General features: G+C 67.0%; 21 protein-coding genes. 11 read left to right on the forward strand and 10 right to left on the reverse strand.

Annotation, left to right across the window (positions count from 1 at the left end; genetic code table 11):
* Nucleotides 1–46 precede the first annotated feature (46 nt).
* Nucleotides 47–1,540 carry a PAS domain-containing sensor histidine kinase gene (locus tag EGH23_RS05690; RefSeq protein WP_220579028.1) on the reverse strand — a complete coding sequence of 498 codons (1,494 nt, stop codon included), beginning with the start codon at nt 1,538–1,540 and terminating at the stop codon, nt 47–49.
* A 136-nt stretch (nt 1,541–1,676) separates the two neighbouring features.
* On the opposite strand from EGH23_RS05690, the gene EGH23_RS05695 reads away from it, so the two are divergent.
* On the forward strand, nt 1,677–1,883 hold the full coding sequence (locus EGH23_RS05695; RefSeq protein WP_220579029.1) for a hypothetical protein: 207 nt from the start codon (nt 1,677–1,679) through the stop codon (nt 1,881–1,883).
* The gene (locus EGH23_RS05700) at nt 1,880–2,365 is read left to right on the forward strand and encodes a DUF309 domain-containing protein (protein ID WP_220579030.1); all 486 of its coding nucleotides are present in this window, start codon (nt 1,880–1,882) and stop codon (nt 2,363–2,365) included. The genes EGH23_RS05695 and EGH23_RS05700 overlap by 4 nt, the downstream gene beginning before the upstream one ends.
* 37 nt (nt 2,366–2,402) lie before the next feature.
* Here EGH23_RS05700 and EGH23_RS05705 read toward each other — a convergent pair whose 3' ends face one another.
* The gene (locus tag EGH23_RS05705) at nt 2,403–3,371 is read right to left on the reverse strand and encodes a patatin-like phospholipase family protein (RefSeq protein WP_220579031.1); all 969 of its coding nucleotides are present in this window, start codon (nt 3,369–3,371) and stop codon (nt 2,403–2,405) included.
* 74 nt (nt 3,372–3,445) lie between these two features.
* A complete protein-coding gene (locus EGH23_RS05710; protein WP_220579032.1) occupies nt 3,446–3,679 on the reverse strand; it encodes a hypothetical protein in 234 nt (77 codons plus the stop codon).
* Nucleotides 3,680–3,739: 60 nt separating this feature from the next.
* Here EGH23_RS05710 and EGH23_RS05715 point away from each other — a divergent pair, with 60 nt between their 5' ends.
* Nucleotides 3,740–4,528 carry a M14 family metallopeptidase gene (locus tag EGH23_RS05715; protein ID WP_220579033.1) on the forward strand — a complete coding sequence of 263 codons (789 nt, stop codon included), beginning with the start codon at nt 3,740–3,742 and terminating at the stop codon, nt 4,526–4,528.
* 6 nt (nt 4,529–4,534) lie between these two features.
* Here EGH23_RS05715 and EGH23_RS05720 read toward each other — a convergent pair whose 3' ends face one another.
* Nucleotides 4,535–4,987, reverse strand: coding sequence for a UPF0179 family protein (locus EGH23_RS05720; protein ID WP_220579034.1), 453 nt, complete (start codon nt 4,985–4,987; stop codon nt 4,535–4,537).
* Between the two features lie 31 nt (nt 4,988–5,018).
* Nucleotides 5,019–5,396 carry a DUF5820 family protein gene (locus EGH23_RS05725; protein ID WP_220579035.1) on the reverse strand — a complete coding sequence of 126 codons (378 nt, stop codon included), beginning with the start codon at nt 5,394–5,396 and terminating at the stop codon, nt 5,019–5,021.
* Nucleotides 5,397–5,837: 441 nt separating this feature from the next.
* Here EGH23_RS05725 and EGH23_RS05730 point away from each other — a divergent pair, with 441 nt between their 5' ends.
* From EGH23_RS05730 to EGH23_RS05765, 8 genes are all read left to right on the forward strand, one after another.
* Nucleotides 5,838–7,910 (forward strand): PrkA family serine protein kinase, encoded by a 2,073-nt coding sequence (locus EGH23_RS05730; protein WP_220579036.1) that lies wholly within the window; start codon nt 5,838–5,840, stop codon nt 7,908–7,910.
* Nucleotides 7,911–10,193, forward strand: a complete 2,283-nt coding sequence (locus EGH23_RS05735; RefSeq protein WP_220579037.1) for a PrkA family serine protein kinase — start codon at nt 7,911–7,913, stop codon at nt 10,191–10,193.
* On the forward strand, nt 10,184–11,500 hold the full coding sequence (locus EGH23_RS05740) for a YeaH/YhbH family protein (protein ID WP_220579038.1): 1,317 nt from the start codon (nt 10,184–10,186) through the stop codon (nt 11,498–11,500). The genes EGH23_RS05735 and EGH23_RS05740 overlap by 10 nt, the downstream gene beginning before the upstream one ends.
* Nucleotides 11,497–13,542 carry a SpoVR family protein gene (locus EGH23_RS05745; protein ID WP_220579039.1) on the forward strand — a complete coding sequence of 682 codons (2,046 nt, stop codon included), beginning with the start codon at nt 11,497–11,499 and terminating at the stop codon, nt 13,540–13,542. Before EGH23_RS05740 ends, EGH23_RS05745 begins: the two co-directional genes overlap by 4 nt.
* Before the next feature lie 405 nt (nt 13,543–13,947).
* Nucleotides 13,948–15,216: a histidinol dehydrogenase gene (hisD, locus tag EGH23_RS05750; RefSeq protein WP_220579040.1), complete on the forward strand. Its 1,269-nt coding sequence runs from the start codon at nt 13,948–13,950 to the stop codon at nt 15,214–15,216.
* A gap of 76 nt (nt 15,217–15,292) precedes the next feature.
* The gene (locus EGH23_RS05755) at nt 15,293–15,631 is read left to right on the forward strand and encodes a hypothetical protein (RefSeq protein WP_220579041.1); all 339 of its coding nucleotides are present in this window, start codon (nt 15,293–15,295) and stop codon (nt 15,629–15,631) included.
* An 80-nt stretch (nt 15,632–15,711) separates the two neighbouring features.
* Nucleotides 15,712–16,059 carry a hypothetical protein gene (locus EGH23_RS05760; RefSeq protein ID WP_220579042.1) on the forward strand — a complete coding sequence of 116 codons (348 nt, stop codon included), beginning with the start codon at nt 15,712–15,714 and terminating at the stop codon, nt 16,057–16,059.
* Nucleotides 16,060–16,137: 78 nt separating this feature from the next.
* Nucleotides 16,138–16,512, forward strand: coding sequence for a HesB/IscA family protein (locus EGH23_RS05765; protein WP_220579043.1), 375 nt, complete (start codon nt 16,138–16,140; stop codon nt 16,510–16,512).
* A gap of 1 nt (nt 16,513) precedes the next feature.
* Here the strand turns inward: EGH23_RS05765 and EGH23_RS05770 are convergent, their stop codons facing one another.
* From EGH23_RS05770 to EGH23_RS05790, 5 genes are all read right to left on the reverse strand, one after another.
* Nucleotides 16,514–16,714, reverse strand: a complete 201-nt coding sequence (locus tag EGH23_RS05770; protein WP_162315911.1) for a dodecin — start codon at nt 16,712–16,714, stop codon at nt 16,514–16,516.
* A gap of 118 nt (nt 16,715–16,832) precedes the next feature.
* Nucleotides 16,833–17,684 (reverse strand): DNA-methyltransferase, encoded by an 852-nt coding sequence (locus tag EGH23_RS05775; protein ID WP_220579044.1) that lies wholly within the window; start codon nt 17,682–17,684, stop codon nt 16,833–16,835.
* A gap of 44 nt (nt 17,685–17,728) precedes the next feature.
* The gene (locus EGH23_RS05780) at nt 17,729–18,388 is read right to left on the reverse strand and encodes a DUF2238 domain-containing protein (protein ID WP_220579045.1); all 660 of its coding nucleotides are present in this window, start codon (nt 18,386–18,388) and stop codon (nt 17,729–17,731) included.
* Entirely contained in the window at nt 18,385–19,005 is a 621-nt protein-coding gene (locus tag EGH23_RS05785) for a hypothetical protein (protein WP_220579046.1), read from the reverse strand. The genes EGH23_RS05780 and EGH23_RS05785 overlap by 4 nt, the downstream gene beginning before the upstream one ends.
* A 48-nt stretch (nt 19,006–19,053) precedes the next feature.
* A complete protein-coding gene (locus EGH23_RS05790) occupies nt 19,054–19,971 on the reverse strand; it encodes a metal-dependent hydrolase (protein ID WP_220579047.1) in 918 nt (305 codons plus the stop codon).
* Between the last annotated feature and the right edge of the window lie 18 nt (nt 19,972–19,989).

The following is a 19,989-nucleotide window of genomic DNA, read 5'->3' on the forward strand; positions in this document are numbered from 1 at the left end:
ACACTCTCGGTCGGCCGACGGACGCACGGACCGGCGGCGACGCGTCTCAGTCGGCGGCGTTCGGTTCGGTGCCGGTGAACTCGAAGCGCGCGCCGCCGGATTCGCTCTCGGTGAGCGTACAGTCCCAGTCGTAGGTGTCGGCCAACTGGTCGACGTAGGTGAGCCCGAGACCGATCCCGCCGCCGTCGGTGGTGTAGCCGGGTTCGAACACCTGGCCGCGCTCGGCCGCCTCGATTCCGCCCCCGTCGTCCGCGACGTAGAAACCGGTGGGCAGGTCCCCGACGCGGACGGTCACGTCGGGACCGGCGTGAACGACGGCGTTCGAGAACAGGTTCTCGAGGACGTACCGGAGGTGCGTCGGGTCGGCTTCGACGGTCCGTTCGGTTTCGAGCACCAGTCCGGACTCGTCGGCTCTCGTCTCCTCCCAGACCTCGCTGGCGGCGTCGTCCAGCGCGACCTCCTCCCAGTCGATGACCGAGTCCGTTCCGCCGGCGGTGACGAGGATGACGTCGATCAGCTCCGCCATGCGGTCGAGCGCCGCCGCCAGCTCCTCGGCCGCCGCCTCGTCGCCGGTCGCGGCCTGCTGTCGGTAGAGGTGCGCGATCTGGAGCGGGTTGCGGAGCTCGTGGGCCAACATCCCCGCGAACGATTCGAGTCGCGCGTTCGTTCGCTCGCTCTCCAGCCCGGCGCTCACCCAGTTGCCGAGCAGTTCGACGAGCGTCACGTCCCACTCCGAGAACGACTCCGTCCGCGGTTCCGTATCGTAGAAACAGAACGTCCCGTAGGGCGCCCCCTTCACCGAGACCGGGACGCCCAGATAGCTGGAGATGCCCCACTCGGCGTTGCCGGTCCGGTCGGCGAGGTCCGGCGCGTCGGTCTCGACGTCGTCTATCACGAGCGGGTCACCGGACCGGACGACGCGCTCGCAGTTCGTCGCGCCGAGCGAGACGACGTCGCCGGCCTCGAAGTCGCAGCCGGTCGGGCCGGAGAGCGCCTCGAAGACGTAGGTGTCCGCGTCGGCGTCGATCCGCGACAGCGCCCCGTACTCCGTCCCGAGCGCGTCGCTGACGACCGACAGCAACTCAGCCACCTGTCGGTCGAACGGCCGGTCGGCGTCGCCGACGATCTCGTAGATCCGCTGGAGCGCGCGCTCGCGGGTCTCGAGTCGGCTCCGTTCTCGGACGCGCGCAGAGACGTCGCGGAAGAAGACGGATAGCCCGGTTCGGGAGGGGTACAGCCGTCCCTCGAACCGGCCGTCGGACGTCGGGTGTTCGATTTCGAACGTCGCCGACGACTGTGCCTCCATCGCGTGCTCGCACTCGTCCCGGAACGTCGTCGCTACGGGCTCGGACAGCAGTTCCCCGACTGCGGTCCCGGGCAGGTCGGTATCGGCGCTGGCGAAGACGTCCTCGGCTGCGTCGTTGCAGAAGGTGACTCGCAGTTCCTCGTCCAGCGCCACGACCGGGTCGGTCATACGTGAAAGGACCGCCGCGCCGTCCCGCCCGTCGGGCGGGTCCGGCGGCTCTCGTTTCTCTGTCATGACGGACGGTTCGAACTGTGATACAAAAAAGCTCTGCATTATCAACGTCGGAGTTACTGCTCGCAGATTATATCGGCGTACCGACAGTAACGATCCGGACCGGTGGATTCACCCGGCTCGCCGTCGAAGGTGGCGTATGGACGACCACACGCGGGACCCGACCGTCGGGCCGGTAGCGGACGACCCGACCGGCCGGCGAGCGGGGACGCGACGCCTCACCGAACCGTCGTCTACGGGGGTCGCCCGCTCGCCGTCGAGAAGTCGCGGGCCGGAGATCCGGCCCCGAGAGCGGTCGTTCGAGCGTCCTCGGCGTGTCTCGGGGGGGCGGACCGACGACCGATGAGCGACCACACGCGAGACTCGACCGTGGAACCGCCCTCGTCCGGCGCCCCGACGGGATGGAACGCCGAAACGGGCGAGTGGGAGCACGCGACGCTTCGGAGGGCGGTGGTCCACGGCGTCCGCCTGTACAACGTCGGCGAGTTCCACGAGTCGCACGACTGCTTCGAGGCCGAGTGGTACAACTACGGGAACGGCACGACCGAGAGCGCGTTCCTCCACGGGATGGTCCAGGTCGCGGCCGGCGCGTACAAGCACTTCGACTTCGAGAACGACGACGGCATGCGAAGCTTGTTCGAGACCGCGTTACAGTACCTCCGCAGCACGCCCGGGGACTACTACGGCGTCGACGTGCTCGACGTCCGCACCGTCGTCACGAACGCGCTGAACGACCCAACGGCGCTCCACGGGTGGCAGATCGAACTCGACGGGGCCTTTCCGGAAGCCGACGAGACCGACTTCGAGTACGCCGAGAGTTTGGAGTAACGCGACGGCGGTCGAGCGGACGACGGTACGAGACGGGTCAGGCGACCGCTCGTTCCTCGAGGAACGATTCGGCCGCCGCTTCGCCGTCGGCGATGAGCCGTTCGATGAACTCGGGGCTGCGGTCGAGTTTCGTCCGCCAGTGGAGGTCCGGACGCGCGAAGTGAATCCGCTCGATCTCCGTGTGCGTGTACTGGTCCGGGAGGTACCCCTCCTCTATCCACTCGTTGACCTGCTGGAGGAACCGGAGTTCGGCGTTCAGCGAGAGGTTGCCGGAGAGCTCGTTTCGACGGTCCGCTATCTCGGCCGACGTCTTCGGGACGCGGGCCCGCTCCTGCGGGTTGATCTTCACGAGCCAGATCTCGTCGGGGTCCGGGCAGTCCTCTGCCGTCATGAAGTCCTTCAGCGGCGGGTTCTTCGAGAACAGTCCGTCCCAGTAGTAGTTGCCGCGGTGTTCCGCGGCCTCGAACAGATGCGGTTCCGCGGCCGAGGCGAGCAGCGCGTCCGGGGAGACCTCGTCCTCGCGGAAGATTCTGAACTCGCCCGAGAGGACGTTGATGGCGCTCAGGAGCAGGGCCGGTTCGGTGCCGTCCAGTAGCTCGGGGATGGCGTCGAAATCGACGTATCGGCCGAGCAGCCGTCGGAACTCCCCCTCTCCCCAGTGGGATCCCGGCGAGTAGTACGGGCTCTGTTCCGGCAGCGGAACGCCCATTCTCCCGAGGTGGATTCCCCACTGCACCGCGGCGTTCGCCCACTGATGGGCGGGCCGGCGAGCGGCGAGTTCGGCCCAGAAGTCCCGCAGCAACTCCCCGGAGTCGCGGTCCGGATGGACGCGGCCGTACCACGAGAGGAGGGCGCAGACCGCGCCGCCGGAGGTCCCGCTTATCCCGACGATGTCGCCGTTCAGGTCGGGCTCTGCGAACAAGCGTCGGAGGACGCCCGCGGTGAAGGCCGTGTGACTGCCGCCGCCCTGACACGCGATAGCGACTTTCGGATCTCCATCGCTCATCTCGCTCCGGTTTCGGGCTCATCGCCGTAAATAACCGTCGGCGAGCGACGCGCGGTACCGTCCCCGCCGGTCGGTTAGATGCCCTCGGTCTCGATGACGCCGGCCGATTCCAGAGTCGTCCAGCAGACGAACGCGGCGTACAGCCCCAGGAACGCGATCGCCTCGACGGTCGCGAGTTTCGAGGTCCGTGCGCGCGAAGACGACGAGACGAGCGTGGCCGGTCCGAGGAATCCCGGGACCTCGCAGTCGGACGGTCGCGACTGGAGAACGAGCGACCGCTCCCGTCGAATCGCGTTACAAAGTGACACAGTAACGTGGTAACGTGGAATCCACACGACTCTAAAGGCAGGCCGCCCAAAGACCGACAAATGCGAGTCGAACAACTGGGCGACGGAGCGCCCGAAGTAGTCGTGGTCGGCGGCATTCACGGCGACGAACCGTGCGGCCCGGACGCCATCGAGGCGATCCTCGCGGACCCGCCGTCCGTGAAGCGCCCGGTGAAGTTTATCGTCGCCAACGAGGAGGCGCTCGAAGCGGGGGAGCGCTACCTCGAGACCGACCTGAACCGAGCGTTCCCGGGAGACCCCGACTCGGCGCTCCACGAGGAGCGACTGGCCGCGGAACTGGCCGCGGAGCTCCGGGGCTGTACCGTCCTCGGCCTCCACTCGACGCAGTCCTACGACGGCATGTTCGCCCTCGTCGAGGAGCTGTCGCCGGAGCTTCGGGACGTCCTCCCGAACCTGTCGGTCGACGCGGTCGTCGAGACGGAGGCGGCCAGCGAGGGGCGGATCTTCTCCGTCGCGCCCAGGACCATCGAAGTGGAGTGCGGCTATCAGGGGTCGCCCGAAGCGGCGGCGAACGCCGAGCAGGTCATCAGGGAGTTCCTCGCCGCCACGGGCGTCACCGACGGGGAACTACCGGCCAGACGCGAGTCCCTGCCGGTGTTCCGGTTGGGCGACCCGATCCCGAAGGCCGCGGCCGACCAGTACGAGGTGTACGCCCGGAACTTCGAGGAACACCCGGCGGGCGAACCCATCGCCGCCGCCGACGGGGAGCAGCTCGTCTCCGACGAGCCGTTCCACCCCGTCCTTCTCTCCGCGGAGGGCTACGAGGACGTCTTCGGGTACACCGCCGACCACGTCGGCCTACTCGACTGAGCCGTCTCAGGCGTCGTCGGGCGCTTCGAGTTCGACCAGCGTGAGGTCGCGGTCGAGCATGCAGTAGTCGTGGGGCGGGTCGCCGACGATCTTCTCGATGCGGTACTCGGTATCGAACGCCGCGCCCATCGGTTCGCAGTACTGGTGGCTCGGGCACTCGGTGTGCGGACAGGAGCCAGCGAGCGAGGCCTTACTGCCGGCGTACGCGCCTTTGTCGGGGACGTTCGCGGGGATGGGCGCGGGCTCGACTTCGACGGCGCGGACGCCGGTGTCGTGGACGGCGCAGTCGAGGGTCTGTCCGCTCTCGCGGACGCCGGTGATGCGGTACCGGCGGCCGGGGGTGAGATTGAGACATTGGTCGCGGTACGGACAGCCGGCGCAGCCGTCGGCCTCGCCGCGGTAGACGAACTCCTCGCCCACCTCGGCGAGGCGCGTGCCGACGAGCGTCACGGAGGTCATAGCGGGGATAGAACAGCGCGGCAGATAAGCGTCAGGAACGTCCGGTCAGATCGTCCAGTTCGTCGAGGTACGCCTCGCGGGGGACCTGATACAGCGCTCGATAGTCCAACTCTCCCGACGCGAAGCGGTTCGCGAGCGTGACGGCGGCCTCGACGGCGGCGTCCCGGTCGGAGAAGGAGTCGGCGTCGCGGGACACCTCGGGTTCCAGATACAGCGTGACGTACCAGTCCTCGCCGGTCCGGTCGGCACCGGGGCGGCGCGTGCGTTTGCCCCGCGTGAGATAGATCGTCGGGAGACAGGGGGCCGGGAAGTTCTCGCTGTCGAAGACGTCCGGACGGTACGCCAAGATGAGTTTCTCGTCGGTCTCGTTCCACACCGTCCAGTCGTCGGAAAGCGCGTCGAGGTCCATACCCAGGCGTTCTCGCCGCCGTCCAATACTCTGTCGGCTGGCGGTGCCCGCGGTCGTATTCGGCGGTGGTATATAAATGCCGAGCGAAAGGCGTGACCGATGGTGACACACCTCGGCTGAGCCGTCTCCGTGTTAGCGGGTAAAAGACGAGTGCCGAGAGGCGGTGGTATAGGTGTGTCGGGAAAAGGTACTTAGTGGTGGAGTTCTCATGTAATAAATAGTATCGGAAACAGTTACGCACTGTCACCCGCTACCAATGGGGTGGGACCGTCCCCGCGTCCACCCGACCAGACCACGCATGACACCGAACACTCATCGGCCTGCGTCGGCGGGTCCTGTGACGGCCGCCCGCGAGAAGACACGGAGCGACAGGAGGTGGCAACCGACTGACTGGGTCCGGTCCGGCACCCCCACGCCGCGTGCCGAACTCACAGAGATAGCATGAGCAAGAACAAAGAGACACTCGAGGCACTGAGTCAGGAGTACCGGGAGACGATACCAGCGGACCTGCGGACGACCCACTCGTTCGACTGGTATCTCGAACAGCTGTACGACGAGCCGCGCATCGCTCGGAACGCCCACCAGCGCGTCGCGGACATGTTCGACTACTACGGGACGAGCTACGACGAGGACGCCGGCGTCGTCGAGTACGAACTCGCCAGTGAGGACCCCCTCCACGACGGCGAGAACACGTTCTACGGCCGCGAGGTCCACGAGTCCATCCACGAGTTCGTCAACAAGGTCAAGTCCGGCGCGCGCGGGTTGGGTCCCGAGAAACGCATCAAACTGCTGCTGGGACCCGTCGGTTCCGGGAAGTCCGACTTCGACAGGCAGGCCCGGCGCTACTACGAGAACTACACCCGCCGCGACGAGGGCCGGATGTACACGTTCCGCTGGACCAACCTCTGCGACGTGGTCGGCGACCAGGACCCGGCCGACGACGTGGTGCAGTCGCCGATGAACCAGGACCCGCTGGTCCTGCTCCCGCAGGAGCAGCGCGATAAGGTCATCGAGGACATCAACGAGGAGCTCGACGCGCCCTACACGATCCGCAACGAGCAGGCGCTCGACCCGGCCAGCGAGTTCTACATGGACCGCCTGCTCGCCCACTACGACGACGACTTACAGACCGTCCTGGAGAACCACGTCGAGATCATCCGCTTCGTCGCCGACGAGAACCAGCGACAGGGGATCGAGACGTTCGAGCCCAAAGACAAGAAGAACCAGGACGAGACCGAGCTCACCGGCGACGTCAACTACTCGAAGATCGCCATCTACGGCGAGAGCGACCCGCGGGCGTTCGACTACTCCGGCGCGTTCTGTAACGCCAACCGGGGCATCTTCTCCGGCGAGGAACTGCTGAAGCTCCAGCGCGAGTTCCTCTACGACTTCCTCCACGCCAGTCAGGAACAGACGATAAAGCCGAAGAACAACCCCCGTATCGACATCGACCAGGTCATCGTCGGTCGGACGAACATGCCCGAGTACCGCGACAAGAAGGGCGACGAGAAGATGGAGGCGTTCAACGACCGGACCAAGCGCATCGACTTCCCCTACGTCCTCCAGTACGAGGAGGAGGCCAAGATCTACCGGAAGATGCTCCGGAACGCGGACCTGCCGGACATCCAGGTCGAGCCGCACACGCTGGAGATGGCGGGTCTGTTCGGCGTCCTCACCCGCATCGAGGAACCCGACACGGAGTCCGTCGACCTCGTCCAGAAGGCGAAAGCCTACAACGGCGAGATCGACGAGGCCGACGACATCGACGTGAAGAAGCTCCGCGACGAGGCCTCGAAGACCGCCGAGATCGGCGAGGGGATGGAGGGCGTCTCACCGCGGTTCATCGGCGACGAGATCTCGGAGGCCATCATGGACTCGATGCACCGCGAGCGCGACTTCCTCTCGCCGCTGACGACGTTCAACCACCTCGAGGGCAACCTCGAAAATCACGGCTCCATCGACGAGGAGTCCTTCGACCAGTACTACCGCTACCTCGAACTCGTCCGCGAGGAGTACAAGGAGCGGGCCATCGAGGACGTGCGCCACGCGCTGGCCTACGACATGGACGAGATCCAGCGCCAGGGCGAGAAGTACATGGACCACGTCATGGCCTACATCGACGACGACACCGTCGAGGACGAGCTCACGGGCCGCGAACAGGAGCCCGACGAGCAGTTCCTCCGGTCGGTCGAGGAGAAGCTCAACCTGCCAGAGGACCGCAAAGACGACTTCCGACAGGAGGTCTCGAACTGGGTCTCCCGTCGTGCCCGCGAGGGCGACACGTTCAACCCGCAGGACAACGACCGCCTGCGCCGCGCCTTAGAGCGCAAGCTCTGGGAGGACAAGAAGCACAACATCAACTTCTCGGCGCTGGTCTCGAGCGGCGAGATGGACGACGACGAGCGCAACCAGTGGATCGACGCGCTCATCGAGCAGGGCTACTCCGAGGAGGGCGCGCGCGAAGTGCTCGAGTTCGCCGGCGCGGAGGTCGCCAAGAGCGAGATGGAGGACTAGATGAACGGCGAGGAGTACATCGGCCGGGCGGACGAGTCGCTCGATGCGACCTACGAGGCCCCGATGAGCCTCGCGGAGTACGTCGACACGGTGCTCGAGACGCCCGAGATAGCCGCCCACGCCTCGAAGTACCTGCTTGCGGCCATCGAAGCGGCCGGGACGCGCACCGTCATCGAGGAGGGCGAGGAGAAGGAGCGCTACCGCTTCTTCGACGACCCGCACAACGACGGGGAACACGCCATCCTCGGCAACACGGAGGTGCTGAACGCCTTCGTCGACGACCTGCGCTCCATCGCCGCCGGGCGCGGGAAAGACGAGAAGATAGTCTGGCTCGAAGGGCCGACGGCGACCGGCAAGTCCGAGCTCAAGCGGTGTCTCATCAACGGCCTGCGGGAGTACTCGAAGACGCCCGAGGGCCGGCGCTACACCGTCGAGTGGAACGTCGCCGGCGCGGGCGGGAGCGACAGCGCCCTGACCTACGGGGACGTGCCGGTCGAGGACGAGGACGACTGGTACGAGAGCCCGGTGCAGGTCCACCCGCTGACGGTGTTCCCGAAGGACGTCCGCGCGGACCTGCTGGCCGCCATCAACGAGCAACTGGACGACCACATCGAGATCCACGTCGACGGCGACTTAGACCCGTTCTCGCGAGAGGCCTACGACTACTTAGAGGAGCAGTACCGGAGGCAGGGAGCCGAGGACCTGTTCTCCGCGGTCACGGACCCCGGCCACCTCCGGGTGAAGAACTTCGTCGTCGACATCGGCCGCGGTATCGGCGTCCTCCACTCCGAAGACGAGGGGACGCCCAAGGAGCGGCTGGTCGGGTCGTGGATGCACGGGATGCTCCGCGAACTCGACTCGCGGGGCCGGAAGAACCCGCAGGCGTTCTCCTACGACGGCGTCCTCTCGCAGGGCAACGGCCTGCTGACGGTCGTCGAGGACGCCGCCCAGCACGCCGACCTGCTCCAGAAACTGCTGAACGTGCCCGACGAGAGCCGCGTCAAGCTCGACAAGGGCATCGGGATGGACGTCGATACGCAACTGGTCATCATCTCGAACCCCGATCTCGAAGCCCAGTTGAATCAGCACGCAGAGCGCGAGGGCCAGGACCCGCTGAAGGCGCTGAAACGGCGGCTGGACAAACACGAGTTCACGTACCTGACGAACCTCTCGCTGGAAGCGCAGTTGCTCCGCCGGGAGCTGACCAACGAGACGAGCGTCTGGGACCCCGACTCCTGGGAGGAGTTGGAGACGTGGATTCAGGAGCCGGTGACCGTCGCCGTCCGCGACGAGGCCGAGACGGCCACGGAGAAGGAACTGGCCCCCCACACCATCGAGGCGGCGGCGCTGTACGCCGTCGTCTCCCGGCTCGACGCCGCGCCGGTCCCGAACGGGCTGGACCTCGTCGACAAGGCGCTGCTGTTCGACCGCGGCTACCTGATGGAGGGCGACGAGCGGGTCGACATCGACGATTACGACGTCGAGAAGACCGACGCCGACGGCGACCACGGCATCCCCGTGACCTACGTCCGCGACATCGTCGCCGACCTGCTCCACGAGACGCAAGACCGCCACCACCCCGACTTACCCGTCGAACACGTCATCATGCCGCGAGACGTCCTCAACGCCATCGCGGAGGGGCTCGGCGACGCGCCGGTGTTCTCGGCGGCGGAGGCCGGCGAGTACGAGGAGCGCGTCGTCCCCGTGAAGAACCACGTCTTCGGCGAGCAGGAGCGGGACGTCCTGGACGCGATGATGCGGGATAAGCGCGTCGACGAGTCCACCGTCGAGGAGTACATCGAACACGTCTACGCGTGGGCCAGCGACGAGCAGATAGAGAACGCCCGCGGCGAGTACGTCGACCCGGACCCGCTGAAGATGAAGGTGTTCGAGATCGAGCACCTCGGCCGGTTCGACGAGGACAACTACGCTGACAACGACCCCGACGAGGCCGTTGAGGCGTTCCGCACGGACAAGATCATCACGGCGCTGAACCGCCACGCGTGGCAGCGTCGCGACGAGGAGTTCCGCGTCGGCGACGTCTCCCCCAAGGAGATCCCGGTCATCAAGACCGTCCTCGGGAGCCACGACTGGGACGACGTCAAGCGGACCTACGAGGACTTCGACCCCCGGCAGTGGGACAACCCGCCGTCGGGGACCGAGACGGCCCGCCTCAAGGAGAAGACCGTCGAGAACATGGTCGACATGCGCGGGTACAGCGAGGCCACCGCCGAGCTGACCAGCCGACACGTCATGAGCCAGGTGAGTTACAGATGGGACTGAAAGACGACCTCGAACGGTACCGCGAGATCGGCGAGGAGCGGCGACAGGACCTCGCCGAGTTCATCCAGTACGGCGACCTCGGCGGTTCGCGCGGCGACGAGGTCCGCATCCCTATCAAGATAGTCGACCTGCCGGAGTTCGCCTACGACCAGCGAGACCAGGGCGGCGTCGGGCAGGGCGAGGGGGCCGAACCGGGCGACCCGGTCGGCCAGCCACAGCCCCAGCCCGGCGACGACGGCGACGAGGACGGCGAGCCCGGCGAGGAGGGCGGCGAACACGAGTACTACGAGATGGACCCCGAGGAGTTCGCCGAGGAACTGGACGAGCGACTCGGCCTCGACCTGGACCCGAAGGGGAAGAAGGTCATCGAGGAGACGGAGGGCGACTTCACGGACATCACGCGGACGGGGCCGTCCTCGACGCTGGACTTCGAGCGCCTGTTCAAGCAGGGCCTGAAGCGCAAGTTGGCGATGGACTTCGACGAGGACTACGTCCGCGAGGCGCTGAAAGTCGACGGCTGGGGACCGGCGACGGTGTTCGAGTGGGCGCGCGAGCGGAACATCGTCGTCTCGAAGGCGTGGATAGAGGACGCCTACGAGGACGTCCCCGACGACGAGAAGACGACGTGGGCGTCCATCGAGGAGATGGAGGCGAACGTCGAGCAGACGGACACGCCACAGCGCATCCGCCGGGAGGGCGTCCAGGAGATTCCGTTCCGCCGGGAGGACGAGCGCTACCGCTACCCCGAGATCGTCGAGGAGCGCGAGAAGAACGTCGTCGTCGTCAACATCCGGGACGTCTCCGGGTCGATGCGCCAGAAGAAGCGCGAACTCGTCGAGCGGACGTTCACGCCGCTGGACTGGTACCTCCAGGGGAAGTACGACAATGCCGAGTTCGTCTACATCGCCCACGACGCCGACGCCTGGGAGGTCGACCGCGACGAGTTCTTCGGCATCCGCTCCGGCGGCGGGACGCGCATCTCCAGCGCCTACGACCTCGCGGCGGCCATCCTCGAAGAGGAGTACCCCTGGAGCGAGTGGAACCGCTACGTCTTCGCCGCCGGCGACTCGGAGAACTCCTCGAACGACACCGAGGAGAAGGTCATCCCGATGATGGAGCAGATCCCGGCGAACCTCCACGCCTACGTGGAGACCCAGCCCAGCGGCAACGCCATCAACGCGACCCACGCCGAGGAAGTGGAGCGGAGCTTCCGCGACAGCGACAACGTGGCGGTGGCGTACGTCTCCTCGCCGGAGGACGTCATCGACGCCATCTACGAGATACTCAGCACGGAGGAAGAGGGATGAGCAAAGACGACAGATTCGCCAAGCAGCGCATCGCCGACGACCTCGAAGAGCCGGTCGACGAGGCCGGCAATCTCGCCCGGAAGCTCGGGCTGACGCCCTACCCGGTGAACTACTGGGTCGTCGACTACGACGAGATGAACGAGCTCATCGCCTACGGCGGGTTCCAGCAGCGCTACCCCCACTGGCGCTGGGGGATGCAGTACGACCGCCAGCAGAAGCAGGGGCAGTTCCTCGGCGGGAAGGCCTTCGAGATCGTCAACAACGACGATCCGGCCCACGCCTTCCTCCAGGAGTCGAACACGCTGGCCGACCAGAAGGCGGTCATCACCCACGTCGAGGCCCACGCGGACTTCTTCGCCAACAACCGCTGGTTCAAGATGTTCAGCGACGGGGCCCCGCCGCGGGCCGCCAGCGAGGCGACGGAGGGCGGCCCGGACAGGGGCCCGGACGCCGCCGGGATGCTCGCGCGCCACGGCGACACGATCCGGGAGTACATGCAGGACCCCGACATCGAACGCGGCGAGGTGGAGCGCTTCATCGACCACGTCCTCTGTCTGGAGGACAACATCGACCAGCACCAGCCGTACAGCCCAGTCGAGACGGCCGCGGAGCACTTCGAGGACATCGAGGGCGTCGACGTGGTCGACCAGCTGGACGAGCTCGACCTCTCGGACGAGGTCAAGCGACAGGTGTTCGACGACGAGTGGCTCGACGCGCAGGAAGACGACGAGGACGGCGTGACCTTCCCCGCCCGGCCCGACAAGGACGTGCTCGGCTTCCTGCGCAAGCACGGGATGGCCTACGACGAGGACGCCGGGAAGGCCGTCGAGATGGCGGACTGGCAGGCGGAGATACTCGAACTCCTGCGCCGGGAGGCGTACTACTTCGCCCCCCAGAAGATGACGAAGGTCATGAACGAGGGCTGGGCGGCCTACTGGGAGTCGCTGATGATGACCGGTGAGCGCTTCGCCGGCGACGACGAGTTCGTCCTCTACGCCGACCACATGGCCCGGGTGCTGGGGTCGCCGGGGCTGAACCCCTACAAGCTCGGACTGGAGATCTGGGAGTACGTCGAGAACACGGAGAACCGCCGTGAGGTCGTCGACCGCCTGCTCCGCGTCGACGGCGTCACCTGGCGGACCTTCCACGACGTCGTCGACTTCACCGAGGTACAGGACCACCTCGAACCGCCCGCGTGGTTGCAGAACGTGGTCGAACACCTCGACGAACTCGACCCCGAGGACCCGCGCGTGGACGGCGAGGCGCTCGAACGCGCTCGGAACGGCGACCTCGACGCCGAGAAGTACCCGTGGAAGGTGCTGACCTACGAGGGACTGGCACAGCGCCACTATTCCCTGGTCAAGCCCCAGTACCGCGGGTTCGTCTCGCGTGTCAGCCAGGAGGAACTGGAGCGCGTCTCGCGGTACATGTTCGACGACTCTCGGTACGACAGCGTCGAGGAGGCGCTCGCCGACGTGGACTACACCCGCGGCTGGGAGCGGATGCGCGAGATCCGCGAGAGCCACAACGACGTGACCTTCTTAGACGAGTTCCTCACCCAGGAGTTCGTCGACGACAACGACTACTTCACCTACGAGTACACCCACGCCTCGGGCGACTACCGCGTGACCTCGACGGACCACGAGGACGTCAAGAAGAAGCTGATGCTGCAGTTCACCAACTTCGGCAAGCCCACCGTCGTCGTCCAGGACGGCAACTACCAGAACCGCAACGAGCTGCTGTTGGCCCACCAGTACAACGGCGTGATGCTCGACACCAAGCAGGCCGCGGACGTCCTCGAACGCACCTTCGAACTGTGGGGCCGGCCGGTGAACCTCCTGACCATCGTCAAGGAGTTCGACGACCACGACGTGGAAGTCGCCAAGCGCCGCGACCGCGAACCCGAACCCGAGGAGGTCGGCAAGCGCCTGCGCTACGACGGCGATGAGATCACCGTCGAGGACGTCCCCTGGAGCGAGGTCGAACACCTCGCGGCGACGGACATCGACTACAACACCAAGCCCGACGAGTGGACCGCCTGATCTCATCTGTTTTTCCGAACGAAGCGATTTCTGGTTTCGATGGAGTCGCGAGAGTGACGGATCCGAACAGCCAGAAAGCCCCCGACCCGCTCCGGTCCCGCGACTCGCTGCGCGCGCTCACTGCGTTCGCGTGCTTGCTTCGTCGGGGTTCCCGGAGCGCCCCGGCCCCTTTCAGTCCCACCCGTGTCGGCTGCCCGGCCGGCTACAGGGTGGTCTGAAAGGGGCGGTCATCGGGCGGCTCGCCGCCCGATTGCTCGGGGGACCTTCGGTCTCTCGGTGTCCGACCGCTCTCGGTCGGGGGCTTTCTGGTTCTCGGCCACAGTAGCCCTCGAACCAAAAACCACCCTGGGTGCTAGCGCACCGACGAAGGGAAACCCGTTTTTCCGCCCGCGTCGAACGGCGTCCATGGACGTACACACTATCGCCGACCTCGGCCCCGACGAGCGGTCGGCGCTGTTCGACCGGGACGCGGGCGTCGAGAGCGTCAGGGACGACGTGCGCGATATCGTCTCGCAGGTCCGCGAGGAGGGCGACGTGGCGCTCCGGCGCTTCGCCAGCGAGTTCGACGGCGTCGAGGTGGGGAACGTCGACATCACCGACGCCGCCGAGCGCGCCTACGAGGAGATAGACGACGAGTTGCGCGAGGCCATCGAGGACGCCGCCGAGAACATCCGAGCGTTCCACGAGCGACAGATGCCCGAGGACTGGCGCGAGGACTTCGAGGGGCGAGAACTGGGCCGCCGCTATCGGCCGCTCGACAGCGCCGGCGTCTACGCGCCCGGCGGCACCGCCGCCTACCCCTCCAGCGCGCTGATGGGCGTCGTTCCGGCGAAGGTCGCGGGCGTCGAACACGTCGCCGTCGCCACGCCGCCGGCCGACGAGGTGAATCCGGTCACGCTGGCGGCCATCCACGTCGCCGGGGCCGACGCCGTCTATCAGGTCGGCGGCGCGCAGGCCATCGCGGCGCTGGCCTACGGCACCGAGACCGTCAACGCCACCGACATCGTCATCGGGCCGGGCAACCGCTGGGTCACGGCGGCGAAGGCCGAGGTGCGCGGCGACGTGGCCATCGACTTCCTCGCCGGCCCCTCTGAAATCATGGTCGTCGCCGACGACACCGCCGACCCCGAACTGGTCGCTTCCGACCTCGTCGCACAGGCCGAGCACGACGAGAACGCCTCCGTCGTCGCCGTCACCGACGACGAGGACGTGGCCGAGGCCGTCGCCGAGGCCGTCGAGGAACAGGCCGCCGAGCGCGAGCGCGAGGCCGTGATTCGAGCGGCGCTCGAGAGCGACGCCTCGGGCGTCTTCCGCGCCCGGTCGATGAGCGAGGCCGTGCTGTTCGCCGAGGAGTACGCCGCCGAGCACCTCTCGATCCAGGCCGAGGACGACGAGGAACTCTTAGAGCGCATCCCCTCCGCCGGCTCCGCGTTCCTCGGCCCGTACAGCCCCGTGGCGGCCGGCGACTACGCCGCCGGGACGAACCACGTCCTACCGACCGGCGGCGCTGCACGGGTCACTGGCGGCCTCTCAGTGGACACCTTCGTCCGGTCGACGACGGTCCAGCGCCTCACCGAAGACTCGCTCTCGGACATCGGCGAGACGATCACGACGCTCGCGGAGGCCGAAGGGCTGGAGGGCCACGCCGAGAGCGTCCGCAAGCGGTTCGAGTAGCGACGCTCCAGAATTAGCGGCGCTCCAGAATACGCAAGGTGTGCTTTTTCGCCTCCGCCGGCTCGTAGCGTCGCCCATGTCGAGTTACGAAGCGCACTCGGTTTCGTACTCGGGAACGACGGAAAGCGACTGGAGCGCCCCGTCCGAGAGCGACTTCGAGACGGACGACCTCTCGACCATCGACGACCACTACCTGCTGTCGTCGTCGGGCTTTCCGCCGGAGGACTTCGGCGACCTGCAGATTCCGGTCGTCGACCCGGACGGGAACCTGAACCTGAACGCGCTCCAGACGGCCTACAGCGGCGGCCACAGCGTCGAAGCCGTCGACGGTATCGACAGCGATACCGTCGGACAGGTCAAGGGCATCATCCAGCGGCTCGCCAGCGAGGAGTTCGACCACGAGATCGGCGACTGAGCCGACCCTCGAACCGCGAGCCGTTCCTCGGGAGCGTGCGCAAGCTTTCCGCTTTTTTGCGGAGAGCGAACAGAACGAGTGTGACAGCATACGAAGCCGCGACCGTCTCCTACGACTCCGTGACGACCGAGCCGTGGGACGCCCCGGCACTGAGCGACTTCGAGACGGACGAACTCACCGAGATCGCGGACCACTTCGTGGTAGCGAAGGGCGGCTTCCCGCCCGAGAAGTTCAGCGACCTCGAACTCCCCGTGGTCGACGCGGACGGCGAGCTCAATCTAGAGGCGATACGGCGAGCCTACAGCGGCGGCCAGAGCGTCGAAGCCATCGACGGCATGAGCGAGGGGACGCGAGCGGAAGCCAAGAGCGTCCTCCAGAACCTCGCCGAGGAGGAGTTCAGCGAGGGGCTCGACGGCGAGACGGAGTGAACGGTCGCCGACCGCGAGAGCCGGGTCGGGACGCCCACCGGCGTCAGGGTTAACACGCTCGGGAGCACAGGTATCCGTATGAGCAGTACCGCAGAGGACGGTGAACCTGAACTCGGCGGCTCGGACGTGGGCGTCACGGAGGAGGCCGCCGCGGAGGCACTGGACCTGCTGGAAGGAGAGGGGCTGGACACGGACGTGGCCGGCCTGCGTCTGTTCGTCCAGCAGGGCGGTTGCGCGGGGCTCTCCTACGGGATGCGCTTCGAGCACGAACCGGAAGACGGCGACACCGTCTTCGAGCGCAACGACCTTCGCGTGTTCGTCGACGGCGCGAGCATCGACTACATTGAGGGGTCGGTCCTCGCGTACGAAGGCGGTCTACAAGGAGCGGGGTTCCACGTCGAGAACCCCAATGTGGTCAGCGAATGCGGTTGCGGCGAGTCGTTCCGAACGTAGTCTACTCTTCGAGTTCGAAGGCGACGGTCACTTCCGCCTGGTACTCCCGTCCGTCGGCGTTCGCGATCTCGACGCCGAGTTCGTCCACTTCGACCCACTTCAGGTTGTCCAGCGTCCGCTCCGCGCGCTCGATGGCGTCGTCTGCAGCGTCGTCGAAGCTCTCCGAACTCGTCCCGATCAGCGTGATTTTCTTGAATACCATGGGTGTGTTCTAACACCGTTGCCGCGACCGAACGGTCGCGACCCGGTGCTATACTCGGATGTTGGCTTGCGGTTTTTGTAACCGTTGGGGCTATCGAGCGATCGGCGCGGCCGGTGGGCTACGTCAACTCGTCTAAGCTCATCTGCGCGTCGTCGTCCGCGGGCGGTTCGTAGTCGTCGAAGACGCGGCCGCGGACGATGTCGTCCACGTACTCCTCGTCGCGTTCGAAGCCGATGCAACTCCGGCCGAGGTCGCGGGCCACTTTCATCGTCGTTCCGCTGCCGAGGAACGGGTCGAGGACCACGTCTCCGGGGTCGGAACTAGCCTCGACGATACGCTCGATGACCGCTTCGGGGTACTGCGCGGGGTGGTCGGTGCGTTCCGGCGACGCCCTGTCCGTCCCCGAGGTGACCTTCGGGATGTCCCAGACGTCGCCCGGGTTCTTCCCGTTCGGGTTGACCTTCAGCTCGCCGTCTTTCTTCTGGTTCGGGTACTTCGCCGGGACGCGCACCTCGTCTAGGTTGAACGTGTAGTCGTCTAAGTCGGCGACGCAGTAGAGCCACGTCTCCTTCTTCGGCGAGAAGCGGTTTCGGCAGTTCACGCCCGCCTTGTAGTGCCAGACGACTTGCTGGACCAGCGAGACGTCCAGTTCGTCCCGGACGATGGGATAGATGTCGTACTCCCACGGGACGTACTGTCGGCCGTCCGACTCCTTCCGAAAGCCGACGTTGAGCCAGAACGAGCCGTCGGCGGCCAGTGTCCGCTCGGCGAGCCCCATCCACCGACGCGTGAAATCGAGGTAGTCCTCGAGCGCCATCACCTCCTCGTACTCCTTGCCGATGTTGTACGGCGGGGAGGTGACGACGAGGTCGATCTCCCCGTCGGCGATCACCTCGTCCATCTCGAGGGCGTCGCCGAGGTACGCCTCGTAGAACGTCTCGCCGTCGTCGGCCTCGTATCGCAGTTCCATCGCTTGCCCTCGAAGTGGACAGTCTGTACTTTCAGTCTTTCGAGCTAACTGGTCCGCTGTCCGAGCCATCCCTCGACGTGGCCGACGACGTCGGTGAGGTGGGCGGTCCCCCAGACGGCGACGACGACGGCCCCGACGGTGTCGAAGACGAGGTCGAGCATCGTATCGCGCAGGCCGTACTGCGTGAGGACCGCCGAGTTGCCGGTCGATTCGGCGAGGAGACCGATGGCGAATTCGATGACCTCCCAGAGCACGCCGAAGGCGAGCACGAACAGCAGGATGAACACGAACACGAAGCGCGGCGGGAGGTAGATCTCCTCGGTGTGGCGGTCCAGCGCGCGGACGGTGGTGTACCCGACGGCGGCCACCAGCGAGGACGAGAGGGCGTGCGTGACGTGGTCCCACCCCGGGACGCTGGCGTAGAAGTTCGTCGGGGACCACGGGATGCCGATGACGCCGACCGCGTGCAGGAAGACGGCCGACGTTATCCACAGCGTCAGCGCCGGGTCGAGCGCGATGCCGTAGTCGCGCTCCAGCAGCGGCGGGATCTGCGTGACCGCGAGGCCGACGGCCGTGTTGACGATGATTCCCGTGTTGCCCGTCCAGACGCCGACGACGAAGATGGCGACCATCGAGAGGGTCATCGCGCGCGAGGCCTGACGCTGGCGGCGGTCGCTGATGCCGAGGTAGTCCCGGACCCTCATAGCTCCGGTTGCACCTCCTCGGGGACCCGCGTCGTCCCGATCTCCCGGCGGACGTAGTACGCGAAGACGACCCCGGCCCCGACGCCGGCGATGGTCGAGGCGACGAACTCCCACATCACGGCCTCCTCGATGGCGTGCTCGGTGAGCGCCGGGTCGAGGAGGAACGTCGTCCCGAGCGTCTGGTCGGCGACCCAGCGGACGACGGCCCACACGCCGGCGGTCGCCATCGTCGTCACGGCGACGAAGACCACGGCGAAGCGGGGCGTCATCCGGACCGGCGTGAAGACGTGGAGTTCGACGGCGACGATGAGCGCGATGGCCGCCACCGAGAGGTACGTGGCGAGGTTCCCCGTGACCGAGAGCGTGGCGAACACGCGGCCGACCACGGGCAGCGCCGCGAGCAGGAGAATTTCCCACGGGAGCATCGCGTGACGGTTCAAGAGCAACACGGGTGGAAGCAGGGCCAGCGCCGCGACGGCGGCGGCGAAGGCGGCCCAGAGCAGTTGCCCCTTCACGGCGCTCCCGGCGACGACGGTCAGCAACAGCGCGACCACCAGCCACGCGAGGAGCGCGTTGGCCCGCCGGTCGCGCAACAGCGCGGTCACGTCGCGATTCATGTCAATCAGGTACGGGCGGACGTGGAAAACACTATCGCCGGTATCGCCCTACAGCACGCCGTAGGCCAGCGCGTAGGCCACCGCCGCGACTGTCACGGCCGCGAGGCCGGTCACGACGGTCTCGAGCCAGTCGACGCCGTGCCTGAACGGGCGCACCGGCGCGCCGACGACGCCGATGGCGAGGACGCTGAAGACGAAGTGCGCGGACTGTTCGAGCGTCGGGGCCGGGAGCAAGAGGGCGGCGGCGGCGTACCCCGCGCCCAGTGCCGCCCGCGGGTGGACGAGCGCGGGCAGCTGATAGCCCGAGAGGCGCGCGAAGGTCCAGACGGCCAGCCAGACCGTCCCGAGCTCGACGGCGAACGCCGCCAGCAGGTGCCCGGTCGGGTCGGGATGGAGCAGGACGCGCTCGGCGACCAGCGTCGCGTCGAACGGGTAGAGGAAGGGCGGCGGGCCGCCGGTGAATACGTCGCCGAACGGGTGAGAAAACAGCCCCACCGCGGCGACGGCGAACAGCGGCTGGGGGGCGATCTCCAAGCGGTCGGCGGCGAACGCACCGACGCCGAGCCCGGCGACGGCGAAGACGAGGACCACCGCTCCCCCGACGACGCCGCTGACGAGGGTCGCGACCGCGGCGAGCGAACCGACGAGCGCGAGCGAGAGCGCGCGCCACTGTTGATTTTCGGTGGCCCAGAGCGCGACGGCCAGCGCGAGGACCGCGCCCATCACGAGCGAGTGGGTCGGCCCTCGATGGACGACGTTGGCCGTCTCCCAGAACACGTCGGGGCTGAGCGTCCCCACCGATTGTACGAGTAAGCCGACGGGCGCGTACACCACGTCTACGTCCGGGACAGCGGCGAAGAGGCCGGCCACCGCGCCCAACTGGAGCGCGCGCTCGGGGCGTACGTCCAACCGTCTGGCCCCGAGCGCCACGAGCGCGAACGCGAGGAGGGCGTGGCCGATAAACATACCCCCGTGTTCGTCGTC

Source organism: Haloarcula nitratireducens (genome assembly GCF_019599505.1).

Coding starts and splice junctions, on each gene's coding strand:
- EGH23_RS05775 (WP_220579044.1), bottom strand. CDS start 17,684: ATGGAACTGCGATACGAGGCCGACGACGGCGAGACGTTCTACGAGGCG.
- EGH23_RS05765 (WP_220579043.1), top strand. CDS start 16,138: ATGAGCAGTACCGCAGAGGACGGTGAACCTGAACTCGGCGGCTCGGAC.
- hisD (WP_220579040.1), top strand. CDS start 13,948: ATGGACGTACACACTATCGCCGACCTCGGCCCCGACGAGCGGTCGGCG.
- EGH23_RS05735 (WP_220579037.1), top strand. CDS start 7,911: ATGAACGGCGAGGAGTACATCGGCCGGGCGGACGAGTCGCTCGATGCG.
- EGH23_RS05785 (WP_220579046.1), bottom strand. CDS start 19,005: ATGAATCGCGACGTGACCGCGCTGTTGCGCGACCGGCGGGCCAACGCG.
- EGH23_RS05725 (WP_220579035.1), bottom strand. CDS start 5,396: ATGGACCTCGACGCGCTTTCCGACGACTGGACGGTGTGGAACGAGACC.
- EGH23_RS05705 (WP_220579031.1), bottom strand. CDS start 3,371: ATGAGCGATGGAGATCCGAAAGTCGCTATCGCGTGTCAGGGCGGCGGC.
- EGH23_RS05790 (WP_220579047.1), bottom strand. CDS start 19,971: ATGTTTATCGGCCACGCCCTCCTCGCGTTCGCGCTCGTGGCGCTCGGG.
- EGH23_RS05740 (WP_220579038.1), top strand. CDS start 10,184: ATGGGACTGAAAGACGACCTCGAACGGTACCGCGAGATCGGCGAGGAG.
- EGH23_RS05720 (WP_220579034.1), bottom strand. CDS start 4,987: ATGACCTCCGTGACGCTCGTCGGCACGCGCCTCGCCGAGGTGGGCGAG.
- EGH23_RS05755 (WP_220579041.1), top strand. CDS start 15,293: ATGTCGAGTTACGAAGCGCACTCGGTTTCGTACTCGGGAACGACGGAA.
- EGH23_RS05715 (WP_220579033.1), top strand. CDS start 3,740: ATGCGAGTCGAACAACTGGGCGACGGAGCGCCCGAAGTAGTCGTGGTC.
- EGH23_RS05730 (WP_220579036.1), top strand. CDS start 5,838: ATGAGCAAGAACAAAGAGACACTCGAGGCACTGAGTCAGGAGTACCGG.
- EGH23_RS05700 (WP_220579030.1), top strand. CDS start 1,880: ATGAGCGACCACACGCGAGACTCGACCGTGGAACCGCCCTCGTCCGGC.
- EGH23_RS05695 (WP_220579029.1), top strand. CDS start 1,677: ATGGACGACCACACGCGGGACCCGACCGTCGGGCCGGTAGCGGACGAC.
- EGH23_RS05690 (WP_220579028.1), bottom strand. CDS start 1,540: ATGACAGAGAAACGAGAGCCGCCGGACCCGCCCGACGGGCGGGACGGC.
- EGH23_RS05770 (WP_162315911.1), bottom strand. CDS start 16,714: ATGGTATTCAAGAAAATCACGCTGATCGGGACGAGTTCGGAGAGCTTC.
- EGH23_RS05745 (WP_220579039.1), top strand. CDS start 11,497: ATGAGCAAAGACGACAGATTCGCCAAGCAGCGCATCGCCGACGACCTC.
- EGH23_RS05780 (WP_220579045.1), bottom strand. CDS start 18,388: ATGAGGGTCCGGGACTACCTCGGCATCAGCGACCGCCGCCAGCGTCAG.